Below are 15406 nucleotides of genomic sequence, written 5' to 3'. Positions count from 1 at the left end.
TGTGGCTGCGCTCGCCCCCATCGTGCTCCAGTTCAGCAAATATCAAGGCCTGGGAAATGATTTTCTTATGCTTGATGGCAGGGGAGCCTCCAGCACCGATGCCAGCTACGGCCTCACCCCGGACCGTATTCAGCGCCTCTGCGACCGCCGCTTCGGGGTTGGCGCTGACGGTGTGATCCTGGCCCTGCCGCCCCGCCAGGGCGGGGAGTTGCGCATGCGGATCTTCAACGCCGATGGCACGGAACCTGAGATGTGTGGCAATGGCATGCGCTGCCTGGCCCGCTTTCTGGCCGATAGCGATGACGATGTTCCCGGGCGTCAATGGCAGATCGAAACCTTGGCGGGGCGCATCGTTCCCGAGCTGCGTCAGGACGGCAGCATCCGCGTCGACATGGGAGCCCCCTTTCTCGATCCTGAAGGTATTCCGACCACCTTGCCTTGCGGCGATAACGGGCTGGCCCAGGGCAACTTGGAAGTGGCTGGCACCTCGTTTGCGGTCGGGGCGGCCGGTATGGGCAATCCCCACGTTGTGATCCCCGTTGACGACGTTGAGGCGGTGGATTTGGAGCGTTATGGCGCGGCATTCGAGGTTCACCCCGCATTCCCCGCCCGCACCAACGTTCATTTCGTTCAAGTAATCAGTCGCACTCACCTGGTGATGCGGGTGTGGGAGCGCGGAGCGGGCCCCACCTTGGCCTGCGGCACCGGTGCTTGCGCCACCCTCGTGGTAGCCCATCTGCTGGGGCTGGCTGAACGCTGCGCGCGCCTCGATCTCCCAGGCGGGCCCCTGGAAATTGATTGGGATGTAGCCAGTGGTCATGTGTTTATGGCGGGCCCCGCTGTGGCTGTTTTTGATGGCGTCGTGACCCCCGAGCTCTGGGGCGATGAGCCCTGTGAACTCGAGGCCGCCGCCCCGGTGCAACAGCAACCAGACGCTTCTCCAGACGCCTCGCCTGCAGTCGACTGCGCCAGCGTCTGCATCAATGGCTGCATCCGACCTGAAGCCTGCCCTTCAGCCGAAGCCAGGGCCAGGGTTGATGCCCTGCTCAACAGCAGCTCCCTCGACGACCTGGTGGCACTGGCCACCAATTCCCTTGAATCGCGGATTCGCTCCCGCTTTGAGCTGGATCAAGCCCAGGGAGGCTAGGTGGGCTATTCGGCCAGTCAGCTGCCAGCCCTGGCTGGCTACTTCGACACCAGCGCCACCACTCCCACCGCCACTGAGGTGCTGGAGGCCATGGCCCTTGCCCAGGCCACGGCCTGGGCTAACCCCTCAAGCCTCCACGCCCCTGGCCTTGCGGCAGCAGAGCAGCTCGAACGCTCGCGCCTAAGCCTGGCTGCTGGGCTGGGCTGCGAGCCAGATGAACTGGTGGTGACCTCCGGTGGTACCGAGGCCATTCATCTGGCCCTGCTCGGCGCTGCTGCTGGCCTCACACCCGGCCGGCTGGTGATATCGGCGGTCGAGCATCCCGCCACGCTGGCGGCAGCTGCCCAACTGCAGCAGCGCGGCTGGAGCGTCCAAGCGGTGCCGGTGGATAGGCAGGGATTGCTTGATCTCGACGCCCTCGATGGCTTGCTGGTGCCTCCAACCCGTCTGGTTTCGGTGATCTGGGGCCAAAACGAGGTTGGCAGCCTCCAGCCGATTGAGGCGATCGGGGCCTGTTGCCGGCGGGAGGGGGTGCTGCTGCACGTTGATGCGGTGCAGGTTCTGGGCCACCTGCCGATCAATTTTCGCCAGCTGCCCATTGATTTTTTGAGTGGGGCGGCCCACAAGCTGCAGGGCCCCAGGGGGGTTGGTTTGCTGCTGGTGCGTCGTGGCCTCGCCCTCCAGGGCCAGCTTGGTGGTGGCGGCCAAGAGGGCGGTAGGCGTGGCGGCACCGAACCTGTGGTGCTGTTGAGCGGCTTCGCCAAGGCCCTGGAGCTCAGCTGTGCCACGCCTTCGCTGGCACCCCTGCGCGACTCCGTGCTGCATCGGCTTTTGAGCCTTCCCGGGCTGCGGTTGAGCGGTCCGCCCCCGGGCGACTCCCGCCTGCCTCACCACCTCAGCCTGCTGGTGGCTAGCGACGCTGGCCTGCCGCTTTCCGGCCGGAACTTGGTGCGTGAGCTCTCCCGCCAGGGCTTCGCCCTGAGCAGCGGTTCGGCCTGTAGCAGCTCTGGATCGGCTGCCAGCTCCGTGCTCCGAGCCCTGGGCTATGGCGAGGCCGACGCCGCAAGTGGCCTGCGCATCAGCCTCGGGCCCTGGCATTGCGCCGCCGATCTTGAGGCCCTGGTCCAGGCGTTGCAGGTGGCGCTTGCGGCCTCGTTAGCGTCGGAGCATCCGTTGACGGCCTAATGCTCCCCCCCGATCTGCGCAGCGCCGAAGCTGAAGCACTGGCGGCGATTCAGAGCGCCTTGGCAGCAGGAGCCAAGGGGCTTTGGAGTGTCGAGCTCCGTTTCGAGGGCCTGCGATTGCTCCCTTTGGCCTTGCGATTGCAGGCTGGTCTTAGTTCCGGCGCACCCAGCCTGAGGCTGCTTTGTGCCGATGCCGGCGCCACTGCCCTTGCCCAACGCGATGCCCCTGATTTTGCAACCCGAATTGCCAGCCTGCGCGATCAGATGCGCCTTCAGCAGGCTGACGGCGGCAGCGAGGGCGTGCTGCTGCTGGTGGCACCTTCCCCCGCCGACTACGAGGAGGTGGAGCAGGTATGCGCCCTGCACGGCGGAGTTGTTTTGCTGTTAAACGGCAACCTCGAGGATGCGGCCATCGGTATCGGCAGTGTGGCTCGGGAGCGTCGCAAGGGTTTTCTGTCCGGCTGGCAGAGCGCCTATGCCCTGATTCCAACAGGAGATGGGGCCCTGCGTCGGGCCTGTCCGGGGATGTGGGAGCTGTATCGCTGCGATGCCGATGGCTATCGCTTTGTTTGCAATTTCGACCAGAAGCCAGACATGGAGCAACGGGCGTTAGCCATGGCGGGTGAAGCCGGCCTGGGGCTCGGCGCCAACCTCAAAGTCATGGACGCTTTCATCGAAGGCCTGCGCAACTAGCCCCCTGCGGACCCACTTGCACTGGATCTAACCGGCCAGCCTCCGTACACTTCGCCAAACGCAGACCTTGTCGATGGCTTCCGAGAGCGACCAGAGCCCTGCAGCAAAAGGACGCTCCTGGAGCCTTGTTGACATCGGAGCCGGAGTTGCGGTGCTCCTGGCTGCCGCAGGGGTGATCTGGAGCCCCAAGCTGAGCGGAGCGGTGGCTCAGGCCACCGGTGGCCTCACCCCAGTCACCGTGCTGGTGGATGTGCGTGGCGTGCCGGTTGCTGATCCCAGGGCCTTGATTCAGGCCGCCCAGGAGGAGGGCAAGGTTGCAATCGTGATCCGTAACCAGCCCCATGGCTCGGTGGCGATCAAGCAGGTATTGCCCCTGCAGCGGCGCCTGGTGGCGGTCCAACCCAACGGATCGGTGGTGACGGCTGTGGACCCCAACCAGGCAACCCTGGGCAGCCTCGATGCTCGTTTTGTGCTCCAGGGCCAGGGCCGCAAGAGTGCTGGCGGTGTGGTTTTTGGCAACCAAACCATCAAGATTGGTGCCCCAGTGGAAATAGAGGGGGAGCAATTCCGCGTGGGCGGCACGGTTAGCGGCCTCCAGGTTTGAGGTGGCTGAGATGGCCCCTCTCAAAACCCCTGCTAAGCGTCAGCTTCTGCTGCGCCTTTCTGGTGTTCATGCCCTAGTGCTCGTTTTGGCGGGTGCGCCAGCCACTGCCTTGGCCCAGCAGGTGCCCTTGGCCCAGCAGGTGCCCTTGGCCCAGCAGGTGCCCTTGGCCCAGCAGGTGCCCTTGGCCCAGCAGGTGCCCTTGGCCCAGCAGGTGCCCTTGGCCCAGCAGGTGCCCCTGGCGTCCTTGCCGCCCCTACCCCCACCGGTTGGCCTGCCCCAGCTTCAGGCTCAGCTGAGCTGTCCGGCGCTGCAGCAGCGGCTGCTTGCCACCGTGGCAGGCGAGGCTTCTGTGTGGAGCATCACCATTGCCGATGCCCAGGGCCGCCTGCTGGCCGACCTCAACGGCACCCGGCCCCGCATTCCTGCTTCCAATCAGAAGCTGGTGAGCACGGCCTACGCCCTAGACCGATTGGGCCCTGACTATCGCCTTAATACCCAGCTCTGGCGGCTGGGTGATGGCAGCTTCCGCCTCACCGGAGAGGGCGACCCCGACCTGGCCCTGCCCCAGCTGCAGCGATTCGCCATGTTGGCGATGGGATCGGGTGGCAGCAGTGGTGAGACGCCTTCGCTGGTGCGGTTGCAGATCGCCGAGGAGCCTCGCCAGGCCTGGTGGCCCCAAGGTTGGCACCCAGATGACCGCTACTACGCCTACGGCGCGCCGATCACCCGGCTGGCGGTCACCAGCAATGCCATCAACGAGGCGGTGATGAATCCGCCTTCGCGACTACAGACCCTGCTGCAGAAAACCATGGTTCAGCGGGGGACCAAGGCGCAGGTGTCACTGGTTTCGGCTCGCGCTCCCCTGCCCGCTGATGCGGTGCTGCTGCATCAGGAGCCATCGGCTCCGATGCACAACCTGCTGAGCCTGGCTAACACCGAAAGCCACAATTTCACCGCCGAAGTACTGCTGAGGCAGGGCGCTGGTACCTGGGATCTGGCCCGAGCCACCCAGCTTGAAATGCTCTGGCTCACCGAACAGGGCCTGCCGATGCAGGGTGTTCGCGTTGCCGATGGCAGCGGCCTCGACCGCGCCAACCGACTCACCAGCCGCTTCTTAGCTGCGCTGCTTATGCGCATGGATCAGCACCCCTACGGCCGCGCCTATCTGGCGTCGATGGCGGTTGCGGGCCAGCGGGGCACCCTGCGCAATCTTTATGTGGGCACCTCCCTGCAAGGGCAGTTCTTTGGAAAAACAGGCACGATCAGCGGAGTGCGCTCCATCAGTGGCGTGCTGATGACTGCAGCTGGGCCCCGCTACGTAAGTGCCATCAGTAATGGCGCCAGCTCGCCCAACGTCACTATTGGCAAGGTGTTGCGTCAAGCGCAAAACAGCCAGCTGTGCCCCCCCTAGCCCGCTAGCTGCTTGAGAGTGTTGGCTACCCGGCGGCGGCGGCCCGTCGTCTCCTCTACAGCTGGCGCGGCAGCTTCTGGCGCCTGGAGTCGCACCAGCTCGCGGCGGCCTCCCAGTACCACCTGGCTCATCTCCTTCAACCTGCCCTCGAGTTCGCCCAGCACCTGCTCGGCGTAGCGGTTGGCACCCTCTTGAATGGCGGCCGACTCCTGGCGGCTGCGGCTCACCAGGGCGTCGCATTGCTGCTGGGTCTGCTGGCGGAACTGCAGGGCGTCGTTGTGCACCCGCTCCGCTTCTGCCTGGCTATCGCGCTGCACCCTCACTCCCTCTTGGCGGATCTGCTCAAGTTCAGCCATCGCCTGTTGACGATTGCGATCGTGCTGTTCGAGCAGCTGGCGGTTGCGCTCAGCCGTTTCCTGTTCGAGCTGCTGACGGCGGAGCGCAAATTGCTGCTCCATCTGGGCCGTGCGGGCCTGGTGCTCCTGCTCAGCCTGGGCAACCTGCTGGCGGGCTTGCAACATCAGCTGCTCGCACTGCTGGCGGGCCTGATCCCGCAGCTCACCCACCTGCCGCTCTGCCTCCTGACGAATGGCGGCAGAGTTGATCAGCTGCTCCCGCTCCCTTTTGCCAGCAGCAATGATCTCGTCTGATTGCTGTCGCGCCTGGCCAATAAATTCCTCACGCTGGCGGATTAGCGCTACGGCCTGCTGCAGCTGGCCCGGCAACGATTCCCGCAGGGCATCCATCACCTCAATGGCGTCCTGCTCATTGACCAGCCGTCCGCCGCTGAACGGAATGCGGCTGCCCTCCAGCACGATCTCCTCCAGCTGATCGAGCTGATCCAGCACGGTGATGGTGGGCTCGGTCATGTACAGCTCTAAACAGATGTCCGATTAAAAAGCCTGCACAGGTCTTCCGCCACTCTGGGGGGCACCATGTGACGCACATCGCCGCCAAAGCGAGCCACCTCCTTCACCACTGAACTGCTCAGGAAGCTGTGGTGCACAGCAGTAGCCAGAAACAGGGTTTCCACCTGGGGGGCCAGGCTCTTATTGGTGTGGGCGATCTGCAACTCGAATTCAAAGTCGCTCAGGGCGCGCAGGCCCCGCAGAATTACCTGGGCCTGGCAACGACTGGCGAAATCGACGGTGAGGCCATCAAAACTGCCCACTTCAACCCCCGGGAGATGGGCCGTGGCGGTGCCGATCTGCTCCAGGCGTTGCTCGAGGCTGAAGGCCGGCTGCTTGCTGGGGTTCTGCAGCACGGCCACCACCACGCCGTCAAACAGGCGTGCTGCCCTCTCGATCAGGTCGAGGTGGCCCAGGGTGAGGGGATCGAAGCTGCCGGGGTAGAGGGCGCGCATCGGGCCAGCCTATGGGTGCCCGAGGCGTTTCTAGGGTGGATGTAGTTCTTAGCGCTCTTGCCGCCATGGCCCTTAACGCCGCCCTTAACGCCGAAGCCAAGAAAACCCTGCTGCGCAAAATTCCCCATGGCGTGTTCATCTGCGGCGTAGCTGAGGGGGATGAGGTCAATGGCTTCACCGCCAGCTGGGTGACCCAAGGCTCCTTTGAGCCGCCATTGGTGGTGATGGCTGTGCGGGCCGACAGCACCAGCAACGGCATCATTCAGCGCACCAAGAAATTTTCCCTGAACGTCCTTGCCGCTGACCAGAAGGACCTGGCCGCAGTTTTCTTCAAACCCCAAAAAGGCATGGGCGGTCGCTTCGATGCAGCCCCCTTCAGCCTCGGTGAGCTGGGCTTGCCGATTCTCGACAACGCCCTTGGTGCGGTGGAATGTGAGCTGGTGGGTCAGGTGGCCCATGGCGACCACACCGTGTTCGTGGGCGAGGTGAAGACGGCCACCCTGCACCGCGATGGTGCTGCCCTTGAGCTCGGCAGCACCGGCTGGCAATACGGCGGTTGAGCCTGCCCCTGCTGCAGCAACCCGAACGCCTCAAGGTCCGGCTCAAGGAGGTGCCCTCCGAGCCGGGTTGCTATCTGCTGCGCGATGCCAGCGATCGCATCCTCTACATCGGCAAGGCCAAGGTGCTGCGCAATCGGGTGCGCAGTTATTTCCAAAGCGGTAGCGGCCATGGCCACAGCCCGCGCATCTCCCTGATGGTGCGCCAGGTGTGTGAGATCGAATTCATCGTCACCGACAGTGAAGCCGAGGCGCTGGCGCTCGAATCCAACCTGATCAAGCAGAACCAGCCGCACTTCAATGTGCTGCTGAAAGACGACAAGAAATATCCCTATCTCTGCATCACCTGGAGCGAGGCCTACCCGCGCATCTTCATCACCCGGCGGCGGCGGTTTCGCTCGCCCCTGGATCGCTTTTACGGGCCCTACGTGGATGTGGGCCTGCTGCGCCGCACCCTCACCCTGGTGAAGCGGGTTTTTCCGCTGCGTCAGCGACCCCAGCCGCTCTACAGGGAGCGCACCTGCCTCAACTACGACATCGGCCGCTGCCCAGGGGTGTGCCAGGAAAAGATCAGCTCCGAGGCCTACCACCTCACCCTGCGCCAGGTGGCGATGGTGTTTCAAGGGCGCAACGAGGAGCTACTCGAGCTGCTGAATGAGCAGATGGGCAAATATGCCGAGCGGCTTGACTTCGAGAGCGCCGCGCGGGTGCGCGACCAGCTGCAGGGCATCGACACCCTCACCGCTGATCAGAAGATGAGCCTCGGCGACAGCTCGGTGAGCCGTGATGTGGTGGCCTTAGCCGCCGATGAGCGGGTGGCGGCGGTGCAGCTGTTCCAGATGCGGGCCGGCAAGCTGGTGGGGCGGCTTGGCTTCACCGCTGATGCCGTAGGCGCCGATGGCCAGCCCCTGGAGCCCGGCCGCATCCTGCAGCGGGTGGTGGAGGAGCACTACAGCCAGGTGGAGCCGGTGGAGATTCCCCCCGAGCTGCTGCTGCAGCACGCCCTACCCCAGCAGCCCCTGATCGAGGAGTGGCTGGCGGAGCGCCGCGGCCGCAAGGTGAAACTTGCCGTGCCCCAGCGGCAGCAGAAAGCCGACCTGATCGAGCTGCTGGAGCGCAATGCCAGCTATGAGCTGCAGCGGGCCCAGCGCGGCGCCGAGCAGCAACTGTTGGCCACCGAAGACCTGGCCCAGCTGCTGGAGCTGCCCAGCCCACCACGGCGCATTGAGGGTTACGACATCAGCCACATCCAGGGCAGCGACGCCGTGGCCTCCCAGGTGGTGTTCATCGATGGGCTGCCGGCCAAGCAGCACTACCGCAAATACAAGATTCAAAGCAGCTCGATCCGCTCAGGCCACTCCGACGACTTCATGGCCATGGCCGAGATCATGCGCCGCCGCTTCCGCCGCTGGGCCCAGGCCAAGGCCGAGGGTGCCGACCTGGGCGAGCTCCGGCGGGCCGCCAACACCACGCTCCACACCGGTGGCCTCAATGATTGGCCAGATGTGGTGATGATTGACGGCGGCAAGGGCCAGCTCTCGGCGGTGATGGAGGCCCTGCGAGAGCTGAATCTGCACGAAGAGCTGGTGGTTTGTTCCCTGGCCAAGCAGCGGGAGGAGGTGTTTATGCCAGGGGCCAAGCAGCCCCTGGAGAGTGAGCCCGACCAGCTGGGTGTGCAGCTGTTGCGTCGTCTGCGCGATGAGGCCCATCGTTTCGCTGTGAGCTTCCATCGCCAGCAGCGGGGCGAGAGGATGAAGCGCTCGCGCCTCTCCGATATTCCTGGCCTGGGACCGAAACGGGTCAAGGAGTTATTGGCCCACTTCCGCTCGATTGATGCCATCCAGTTGGCCAGTCCAGAGCAGATCGCCGCTGCCCCGGGAGTGGGGCCGGCCCTGGCCCGCCAGGTGTGGGATTACTTTCACCCAAGTGACGAGCTCGTTAGCGAGGAGTTGGCCAGTTGAGGCGTCTGGCTTCCCTGCTGCTACTGCCCTTGGCCCTGGGGCTGCTGCTGCTTTTTTCACCTGCCCTAACGCCGCCGGCCCTCGGCGCCCCCGGCATCTGCGTTGGGCCCGTCTGTGGTGATGAGATCCACCGCAGCGCTAAGCATCACTGGCAGCTGCGGCTGCGGGTAAACGACCAGCAGGGTCAGCACGAGCGTCTGGTGGTGGATTGCCGCAATGGGGTGCTCAGCCCCTTGGCTGGTCCGGTGGAGCGGGGCTATGCCGCGGCCGTAGCCCGCCGTGCCTGCCGGCTGGCTGGTGAGGCCTGAGCGTGATTGGCATCTGGGTGCTGGGCGACCAGCTGGACCCCCTCCAGGCAGCTTTGGCAGCCCACACCCCCGCAACTGCCCGGGTATTGCTGATTGAGAGCAGCTCGGTGCTGCAGCAACGCCGTTATCACCGCCAGAAGCTGGTGCTGGTGTGGAGTGCCATGCGGCATTTCGCGGCCGAGCTGCGCCAGCGGGGCTGGACGGTGGACCTGCTTGAGGCCCCGACCTTTGCTGAGGCGCTGAAGGATTGGCTGGCCGAGCACGAGATCAGCGAGCTGCATCTGATGGAGCCAGCCGAGCGCCCCTTTCGTGAAGCGATTGAACGGCTGCCCCTGCCTACGCCCCTGGTGTGGCACCTCTCCAATGCTTTTCTCTGGAGCCGGGATGATTTCGGCGCCTGGGCTGCTCCCTACAAGCAGCTGCGCATGGAATTGTTCTACCGGGAGGGCCGCAAGCGTTTTGGCGTGCTGATGGGCGATGACGGCCAGCCGCTTGGTGGACAGTGGAACTACGACCAGGAGAATCGCAAGGCACCGCCAAAGGGGCTGGTGGGGCCTGAACCATTGGTCTTTGCGCCAGATGCAATCACCCGGGCCGTGATTGCCAAGGTGGACCAGCTGGCTCAGGAGCTTGAGGCCGCCTCTGAACCTGGCTTGCCTGGGATTAGTGCGACGTTTGGGTGGGCAGTTACCCGCACCCAGGCGCTGGCGGTGCTGGAGCATTTCATCGATACGCGGCTCGATGGCTTCGGCCCGTTCCAGGACGCCATGGTCAGCGGCCAGCCCACCCTGTGGCACGCCCTGATCTCCCCTTATCTCAACATTGGCCTGTTGCAGCCGCTTGAGGTGATCCGTCGGCTGGAGCAGGCCGGGCTGGAGCGGGGTACGCCCCTTGCCTGCCTGGAAGGGGTGATTCGCCAGATCCTGGGCTGGCGTGAATACACCCACGGCCTCTACTGGTGGTTTGGCGCCGACTATCCCGCCCGAAATCACTTCGGCGCTAACCGTCCGTTGCCGGGCTGGCTAGAGCAGCTGGGCGGCAGTGGCATGGCCTGCATGGACACGGTGCTGGCCGAACTCGAGGTAAGCGGCTACGCCCACCACATCCAGCGCTTGATGGTCCTAGCCAACTACGGCTTGATCGCCGGCCTCGATCCCCAGGCCTTCACCGCTTGGTTTCACCGCATGTTCATTGATGGCTACGACTGGGTGATGCAAACCAACGTGCTCGGCATGGGGTTGTTTGCCGATGGCGGCATGCTGGCCAGCAAGCCGTACGCCGCCAGCGGCAATTACATCAATCGGATGAGCAGCTACTGCAAGGGCTGTCGCTACAACCCGAAGCAGCGCACTGGAGCGGATGCCTGTCCCTTCAACGCGCTCTATTGGGATTTCCTGGCTCGCAACCAAGAGGGACTGCGCCGTAATCACCGCATGGGGCTGGTGATGAAGCAGCTAGAGAAGATCCCCGCCGCCGAGCTGACGGCGATCCGGGCCACAGCTGCGGCTCACTGACTGCTTCAGCCCACTGACTGCTGCGGCCCTAGTTTGTGGGCCCTTGCTTGAACTGCCGCCATGCCCTTATTGACCCTGAGCTGGCCCGCCGAGGCCTACCTCTGGTTCAAGACTCTCCACATCGTGGGGGTGGTTGTGTGGTTTGCCGGGCTTTTCTATCTGGTGCGGCTGTTCATCTATCACCGCGAGGCTGAGGAGCTGGAGGAGTCGCTGCGGCCGGCTTTCCAGGCCCAGTACGGCTTGATGGAGCGCCGCCTGGCCAACATCATCACCACCCCCGGCATGGTGGTCGCAGTGGTCTGTGCGGCTGGTTTACTGAGCGTGAATCCCGCCTGGCTGCAGCAGGGCTGGATGCACGCCAAGTTGGCCTTCGTGGCTGCCTTGCTGGCTTACCACGCCTTTTGCTATCGGTTGATGGGCCAGCTCAACAGGGGAGCCTGCAGTTGGAGCCCTAAGCAATTGCGGGCCTTAAACGAGTTGCCCACCCTGCTGCTGGTGATCGTGGTGATGCTGGTGGTGTTCAAAAACCAATTCCCCACCGGCGCTGCCACCTGGTTCATCGTGGCCCTGGTGGTCTTCATGGCCGCATCGATTCAGTTTTATGCCCGCTGGCGGCGGCTGCGGGCGGAGCGGTTGTCCGCGAATGCCTGAACTCGTGCCTGATCACCCCTTGCGGCACGTACTCCGCCAGCTGACGCCGGCCTGCTGCCCTAGCCGGGTCAATTTCCACTGCCACACCATCTGCAGTGACGGCAGCCTGACTCCCCTTGAGCTGGCCCAGCAGGCCCTAGAACTCGGCCTGGAGCACCTAGCCATCACCGATCACCACAGCCTGGCCGCCCACGGGCCTGCCATGGAGGTTTTTATGGCGGCGGCTAGCGAGGGCCGTGCCGTGCCCAGCTTCTGGCGAGGTGTGGAAATCAGCTGCCTGCTCGAGGGGTGCTTGGTGCATGTGCTGGTGCTTGGCTTTGATGCCGATCACCCCAGCCTTGAGCCCTATCTGCAGGGGCGGGCGCTGGTGGGGCCAGCGCTCCAGGCTGAGGCGGTGCTGGATGCGGGCCGCCAGGCGGGGGGGCTGCTGCTGCTTGCCCATCCCGCCCGCTATCGCCTGCCCTTCCAGCGGTTGATCGCCGCCGCCGATCGTCTCGGTTTTGATGGCGCCGAGGCGTGGTACGACTACCAAATGCAGCCGCGCTGGACACCAACACCTCTGGTCTGCGATGCGATTGCCGCTGAGTTGCAGCAACGTGGTCTTTTGATGAGTTGCGGTACCGATACCCATGGATTAGCGCTTCTCGGCCGCTAGGGTTTCCTGACGCTTACCCCTGGCAGACGATGGGTTTGTTTGATCGCCTGTTCGCCACCCGCGACGGCAACGCCGCCGCCCCGAAGACCCCCCAGCCCAAAAAGGAGGTTGAAACCTTCTTCCTGGACGCCGACGCTTCCAGCAGCATGGGCAACGTTGATTTCATGCGGCGCTCCAACACCATTCGCCGCACCTTCCCGGGCACGGCTGATAGCCCCGGCAACAAGGAGATGGTGGCAGAAGTGGCTTCGATGGAGTCGCGGCTGGAGCGGGTGTCTGATGGATTGGGTGGCCAGAGTAGCCAGGCTGAACAAGCCTTTGATCTCACCCGAGGTGTCCCAAAGCCGGTTAAGAAGACCTTCGCCCAAACCATGTCCCAGGCGGAGCTTGATCAGCGCATGAAAGGTTCTGCCATGGGCGTGAATGTGCCTGGTGGTACTGCAGCGATAAAGCAGGAGCAGGAGCAGGCTCAAGCTCAGGCCCAGGCCGCTGCGATGGCAAGCCCGCAGGTCCAGATCAGCCAGCAGGCCAGCGGCAAAGCTGGCGACATTGATCCCTTCAAACGCATGAGCAGAGAATTAAAAGGTTGATCAAGTTGGCTTGGTTGCCTTAGCACTGCTCAATCAGACTTTCGCTATCAAGAACCAGCTGGCGCAACTGCTCCAGCTGGTTTTTTTGTGCCCCTTCCCACAGCCCCCTGTTGTGGGCTTCCAGTAGCCGTTCGGCCATGTCGCGCAGGGCCCAGGGATTGCTCTGCACCAGAAAATCACGCACTGTCTGATCCCCGAGCCACTGGTCGCAGATGGCGCCGTAGCCCCAGTCAGGGACTCGACCGGTACTGGCGTCGTAGGCAAATAAATAATCGAGGCTGGCAGCCATTTCGAAGCCGCCTTTGTAGCCGTGGCCTTTCATCGCTGCGATCCAGCGGGGGTTGAGCACGCGGCTGCGCAGCACCTTGTCAAATTCCCGCTCCAGCCGGTGCATCCGGGGCCGGGCAGCTCGGGAATGGTCGCCAAACCAAAGTGCTGGGCGATGCCCTGAGACCCGTTCCACCGCTGCACTCAAGCCTCCCTGAAACTGGTAGTAGTCGTCGGAGTCGAGCAGATCGTGCTCCCGGTTGTCCTGGTTGTGCAACACCACCTGCACCGCCTTGAGCCGCTGCTCCAGGCCGCTCCGGTCAGCCTGGGCTTCGATGCCAGCCTGCCCAGAAGCCCCAGCCTGGCTGTCGTAACGCCAGCTGCTCCAGTTCAAAAAAGCCTCGCCCAGGTCAGCCCGCTCCTCCCAGTTGCCGCTGTCGATCAGGCCCTGCAGTCCTGCCCCGTAGGCGCCTGGCGCTGAGCCGTAGACGCGGGCGCTGTGGCCTTCGCGGTGATAAGCGGCGGCGAGGGGGTTGTCCGCCTCTGGTTCGGTTAGGGCGGCTACCAGTTCAGTGGCCCGGTTGACCCACCCCACCAGTTGGGGGAAGGCGTCGCGGAACAGTCCTGAGATGCGCAGGGTCACGTCCACCCGCGGACGGCCCAGCAGGCTCAGGGGAATCACCTCCAGATCCACCATGCGGCGGGTTGGTCCATCCCAAACCGGTCGCACGCCAAGTAGGGCCAGGGCCTGGGCGATGTCCTCGCCGCCATTGCGCATCGTTGCCGTGCCCCAAACCGATAGGGCCAAGCTGCTCAGGTGCTCCCCCTGTTCCTGAAGGTGCAGTTCCAGCAGCAATTCGGCGCTGCGTCGGCCCAGGTCCCAGGCCGCTTCAGTGGGTAGCCCGCGCAGGTCGACGCTGTAAAAATTGCGCCCCGTCGGCAGCAGATCTGGTCGGCCGCGGGTGGGTGCTCCGGATGGTCCTGCGGCAATGCGCTCCCCCTCCAGGCCCCGCAGGAAGGCTTCCCGTTCGGCGCGGCCGCAGGCCAGTAGGGGGGGCAGCAGGGCCTGGCGCAGGTGCTGCAGCGCCCGCTGCAGCCTGGGTCCAGCCAAGGGCGAAGCCTTGGCTTGGCTTTGTTGCAAACCGGCCAGCTCCTGCTCCACCAAGGTCAGTGCTTGCGCCTCCAACAGCGCAACCCCATCTCCCACCAGGCGCGGTAGCTCTCCGCCAAAGGCGGCCTGGAGCCGTTGCTGGTCTGGCTGGCCTAGGGGCGTGCTGTCTTCATCGCCCCAGGGGTCGAAGCTGAGCTGCAGGTCTTGCGCCAGGGCCTGGGTGAGGCCGGGTTGCGCTGCCAACGGACAGCGGGCAAGGCAGAGCAGCAGCTCGGCCAGCCGATCGGGCTCCGGCAGGGTGCCGAAGGTGTGGAGCCCCAGGCGGATCTGGGCCTCCTTGAGCTCGCAGAGGTAGCCATCGGCTGCATCGAGCCGGCTATCGAGTTCCGCGGCGCTACCGAGCGGCAGTTCCATGCTCTCGAGCTCCTTGGCCAGGGTCTGGCGCAGGGGGCCTGCCCGTTCACTGCCGAGCTGACAGGCCTCCCAATACTCATCCAGCAAAACCTCAAGTCGCTGCAGCGCCCCATACAGGCCCGCCCGCCCCAGGGGCGGTGTCAGGTGATCAAGGATCACCGCCTGGCTGCGCCGCTTGGCCTGGGAGCCTTCGCCGGGATCGTTGACGATGAAGGGATAAAGGTGTGGCAGCGGCCCTAAAGCCCACTCCGGAAAACAGCTGGCGGACAGCCCCAATCCCTTGCCAGGCAGCCATTCCAGGTTGCCGTGCTTGCCTACATGCACCACTGCATGGGCGCCAAACTCAAGGCGCAGCCAGAGGTATTGGGCTAGGTAGGCGTGGGTGGGGGGCAGGTCGGGGCTGTGATAGCTGAGGGCCGGATCCCTGTCGTAACCGCGGTCGGGCTGGATCAATACGCTCACATGCCCCAGCTGCAAGCCCCGGATCGGGAAGCCGGGTACAGCTCCGGCGGCGCTAACCAGAGCGACATCGAGTTCGGGCGGTCCCCACACCGCCTCCAGCCTTTGGCGGCCCTCGCTGGGGAGGCAGGCATACCAGGCCTGGTATGTGGCAAGGGGCAGCAGGGTCAGGGCGGGTCGGTGCTCGCTTTCCGGATCGTTGCTGCGTCCAGCCAGCAGCATCTGGATCAAGGCTTCGCCATCAACAGGCACTGGGCCCTGCAATTTGTAACCAGCCCCGGCAAGCCACTGCAACATCAAGGCCGTTGAAGCCGGCGTATCGAGTCCGACGCCATTGGCGAGGCGGCTGTTGCGGGTTGGGTAGTTGGCCAGGACAAGCGCAACGCGCCTTTCGGCAGCTGGGGTTTGGCGCAGCCGGATCCAGTTGGCACAGAGCTGGGCGATCCAGGTCAGCCGTTCCGGATCCGGTTGGTAGCGCTGCAGGGCCGAAGCCAGACGCTCGCTGGCGCCCACGGTC

Annotated in this window: 15 protein-coding genes; 12 read left to right on the top strand and 3 right to left on the bottom strand. The window is 64.6% G+C overall.

Features of this window, described 5'->3' with window-relative positions:
- Positions 1–22 precede the first annotated feature (22 nt).
- The 5 genes from dapF to dacB all read left to right on the top strand — a co-directional run bounded on the left by dapF (position 23) and on the right by dacB (position 5039).
- Complete coding sequence (dapF, locus tag KBY85_RS10290) at positions 23–1147, top strand: diaminopimelate epimerase (RefSeq protein WP_254961424.1); 1125 nt, start codon at positions 23–25, stop codon at positions 1145–1147.
- Entirely contained in the window at positions 1148–2332 is a 1185-nt protein-coding gene (locus KBY85_RS10285; RefSeq protein WP_254961408.1) for an aminotransferase class V-fold PLP-dependent enzyme, read from the top strand.
- Positions 2332–3024: a DUF1995 family protein gene (locus tag KBY85_RS10280; protein WP_254961407.1), complete on the top strand. Its 693-nt coding sequence runs from the start codon at positions 2332–2334 to the stop codon at positions 3022–3024. The genes KBY85_RS10285 and KBY85_RS10280 overlap by 1 nt, the downstream gene beginning before the upstream one ends.
- Positions 3025–3097: 73 nt before the next feature.
- Positions 3098–3628: a DUF4330 domain-containing protein gene (locus tag KBY85_RS10275; protein WP_254961406.1), complete on the top strand. Its 531-nt coding sequence runs from the start codon at positions 3098–3100 to the stop codon at positions 3626–3628.
- A 10-nt stretch (positions 3629–3638) separates the two neighbouring features.
- Complete coding sequence (dacB, locus tag KBY85_RS10270) at positions 3639–5039, top strand: D-alanyl-D-alanine carboxypeptidase/D-alanyl-D-alanine-endopeptidase (protein WP_254961405.1); 1401 nt, start codon at positions 3639–3641, stop codon at positions 5037–5039.
- On the opposite strand, the gene KBY85_RS10265 is transcribed toward dacB, so the two are convergent.
- Both KBY85_RS10265 and coaD read right to left on the bottom strand, forming a co-directional pair.
- A complete protein-coding gene (locus tag KBY85_RS10265) occupies positions 5036–5908 on the bottom strand; it encodes a hypothetical protein (protein ID WP_254961404.1) in 873 nt (290 codons plus the stop codon). The genes dacB and KBY85_RS10265 overlap by 4 nt on opposite strands.
- An 8-nt stretch (positions 5909–5916) precedes the next feature.
- On the bottom strand, positions 5917–6402 hold the full coding sequence (coaD, locus tag KBY85_RS10260; RefSeq protein ID WP_254961402.1) for a pantetheine-phosphate adenylyltransferase: 486 nt from the start codon (positions 6400–6402) through the stop codon (positions 5917–5919).
- Positions 6403–6467: 65 nt separating this feature from the next.
- On the opposite strand from coaD, the gene KBY85_RS10255 reads away from it, so the two are divergent.
- From KBY85_RS10255 to KBY85_RS10225, 7 genes are read left to right on the top strand one after another with little or no spacing between them, the layout of a single operon-like run.
- On the top strand, positions 6468–6962 hold the full coding sequence (locus KBY85_RS10255) for a flavin reductase family protein (RefSeq protein ID WP_254961401.1): 495 nt from the start codon (positions 6468–6470) through the stop codon (positions 6960–6962).
- A complete protein-coding gene (gene uvrC / locus KBY85_RS10250; protein WP_315859983.1) occupies positions 6959–8920 on the top strand; it encodes an excinuclease ABC subunit UvrC in 1962 nt (653 codons plus the stop codon). The genes KBY85_RS10255 and uvrC overlap by 4 nt, the downstream gene beginning before the upstream one ends.
- Positions 8917–9228, top strand: coding sequence for a hypothetical protein (locus KBY85_RS10245; protein ID WP_396093092.1), 312 nt, complete (start codon positions 8917–8919; stop codon positions 9226–9228). The genes uvrC and KBY85_RS10245 overlap by 4 nt, the downstream gene beginning before the upstream one ends.
- Positions 9229–9230: 2 nt before the next feature.
- Positions 9231–10742, top strand: coding sequence for a cryptochrome/photolyase family protein (locus KBY85_RS10240; protein ID WP_254961400.1), 1512 nt, complete (start codon positions 9231–9233; stop codon positions 10740–10742).
- Between the two features lie 60 nt (positions 10743–10802).
- The gene (hemJ, locus tag KBY85_RS10235) at positions 10803–11393 is read left to right on the top strand and encodes a protoporphyrinogen oxidase HemJ (protein WP_254941638.1); all 591 of its coding nucleotides are present in this window, start codon (positions 10803–10805) and stop codon (positions 11391–11393) included.
- Positions 11386–12048 carry a PHP domain-containing protein gene (locus tag KBY85_RS10230; RefSeq protein WP_254961399.1) on the top strand — a complete coding sequence of 221 codons (663 nt, stop codon included), beginning with the start codon at positions 11386–11388 and terminating at the stop codon, positions 12046–12048. Before hemJ ends, KBY85_RS10230 begins: the two co-directional genes overlap by 8 nt.
- A 29-nt stretch (positions 12049–12077) precedes the next feature.
- Positions 12078–12638 (top strand): hypothetical protein, encoded by a 561-nt coding sequence (locus KBY85_RS10225; RefSeq protein WP_254961398.1) that lies wholly within the window; start codon positions 12078–12080, stop codon positions 12636–12638.
- A 19-nt stretch (positions 12639–12657) separates the two neighbouring features.
- Here KBY85_RS10225 and cobN read toward each other — a convergent pair.
- Positions 12658–15406 (bottom strand): cobaltochelatase subunit CobN (cobN, locus tag KBY85_RS10220; RefSeq protein WP_254961397.1); only part of this gene is annotated, 2749 nt, incomplete at its 5' end.

It is taken from the genome of Cyanobium sp. BA5m-10 (genome assembly GCF_024346255.1).
In the GTDB taxonomy this organism is placed as follows: Bacteria; Cyanobacteriota; Cyanobacteriia; order PCC-6307; family Cyanobiaceae; genus Cyanobium_A; species Cyanobium_A usitatum.
The sequence above is the reverse complement of the archived record's forward strand: the minus strand, read 5'-3'. Positions and strand labels throughout refer to the sequence as shown.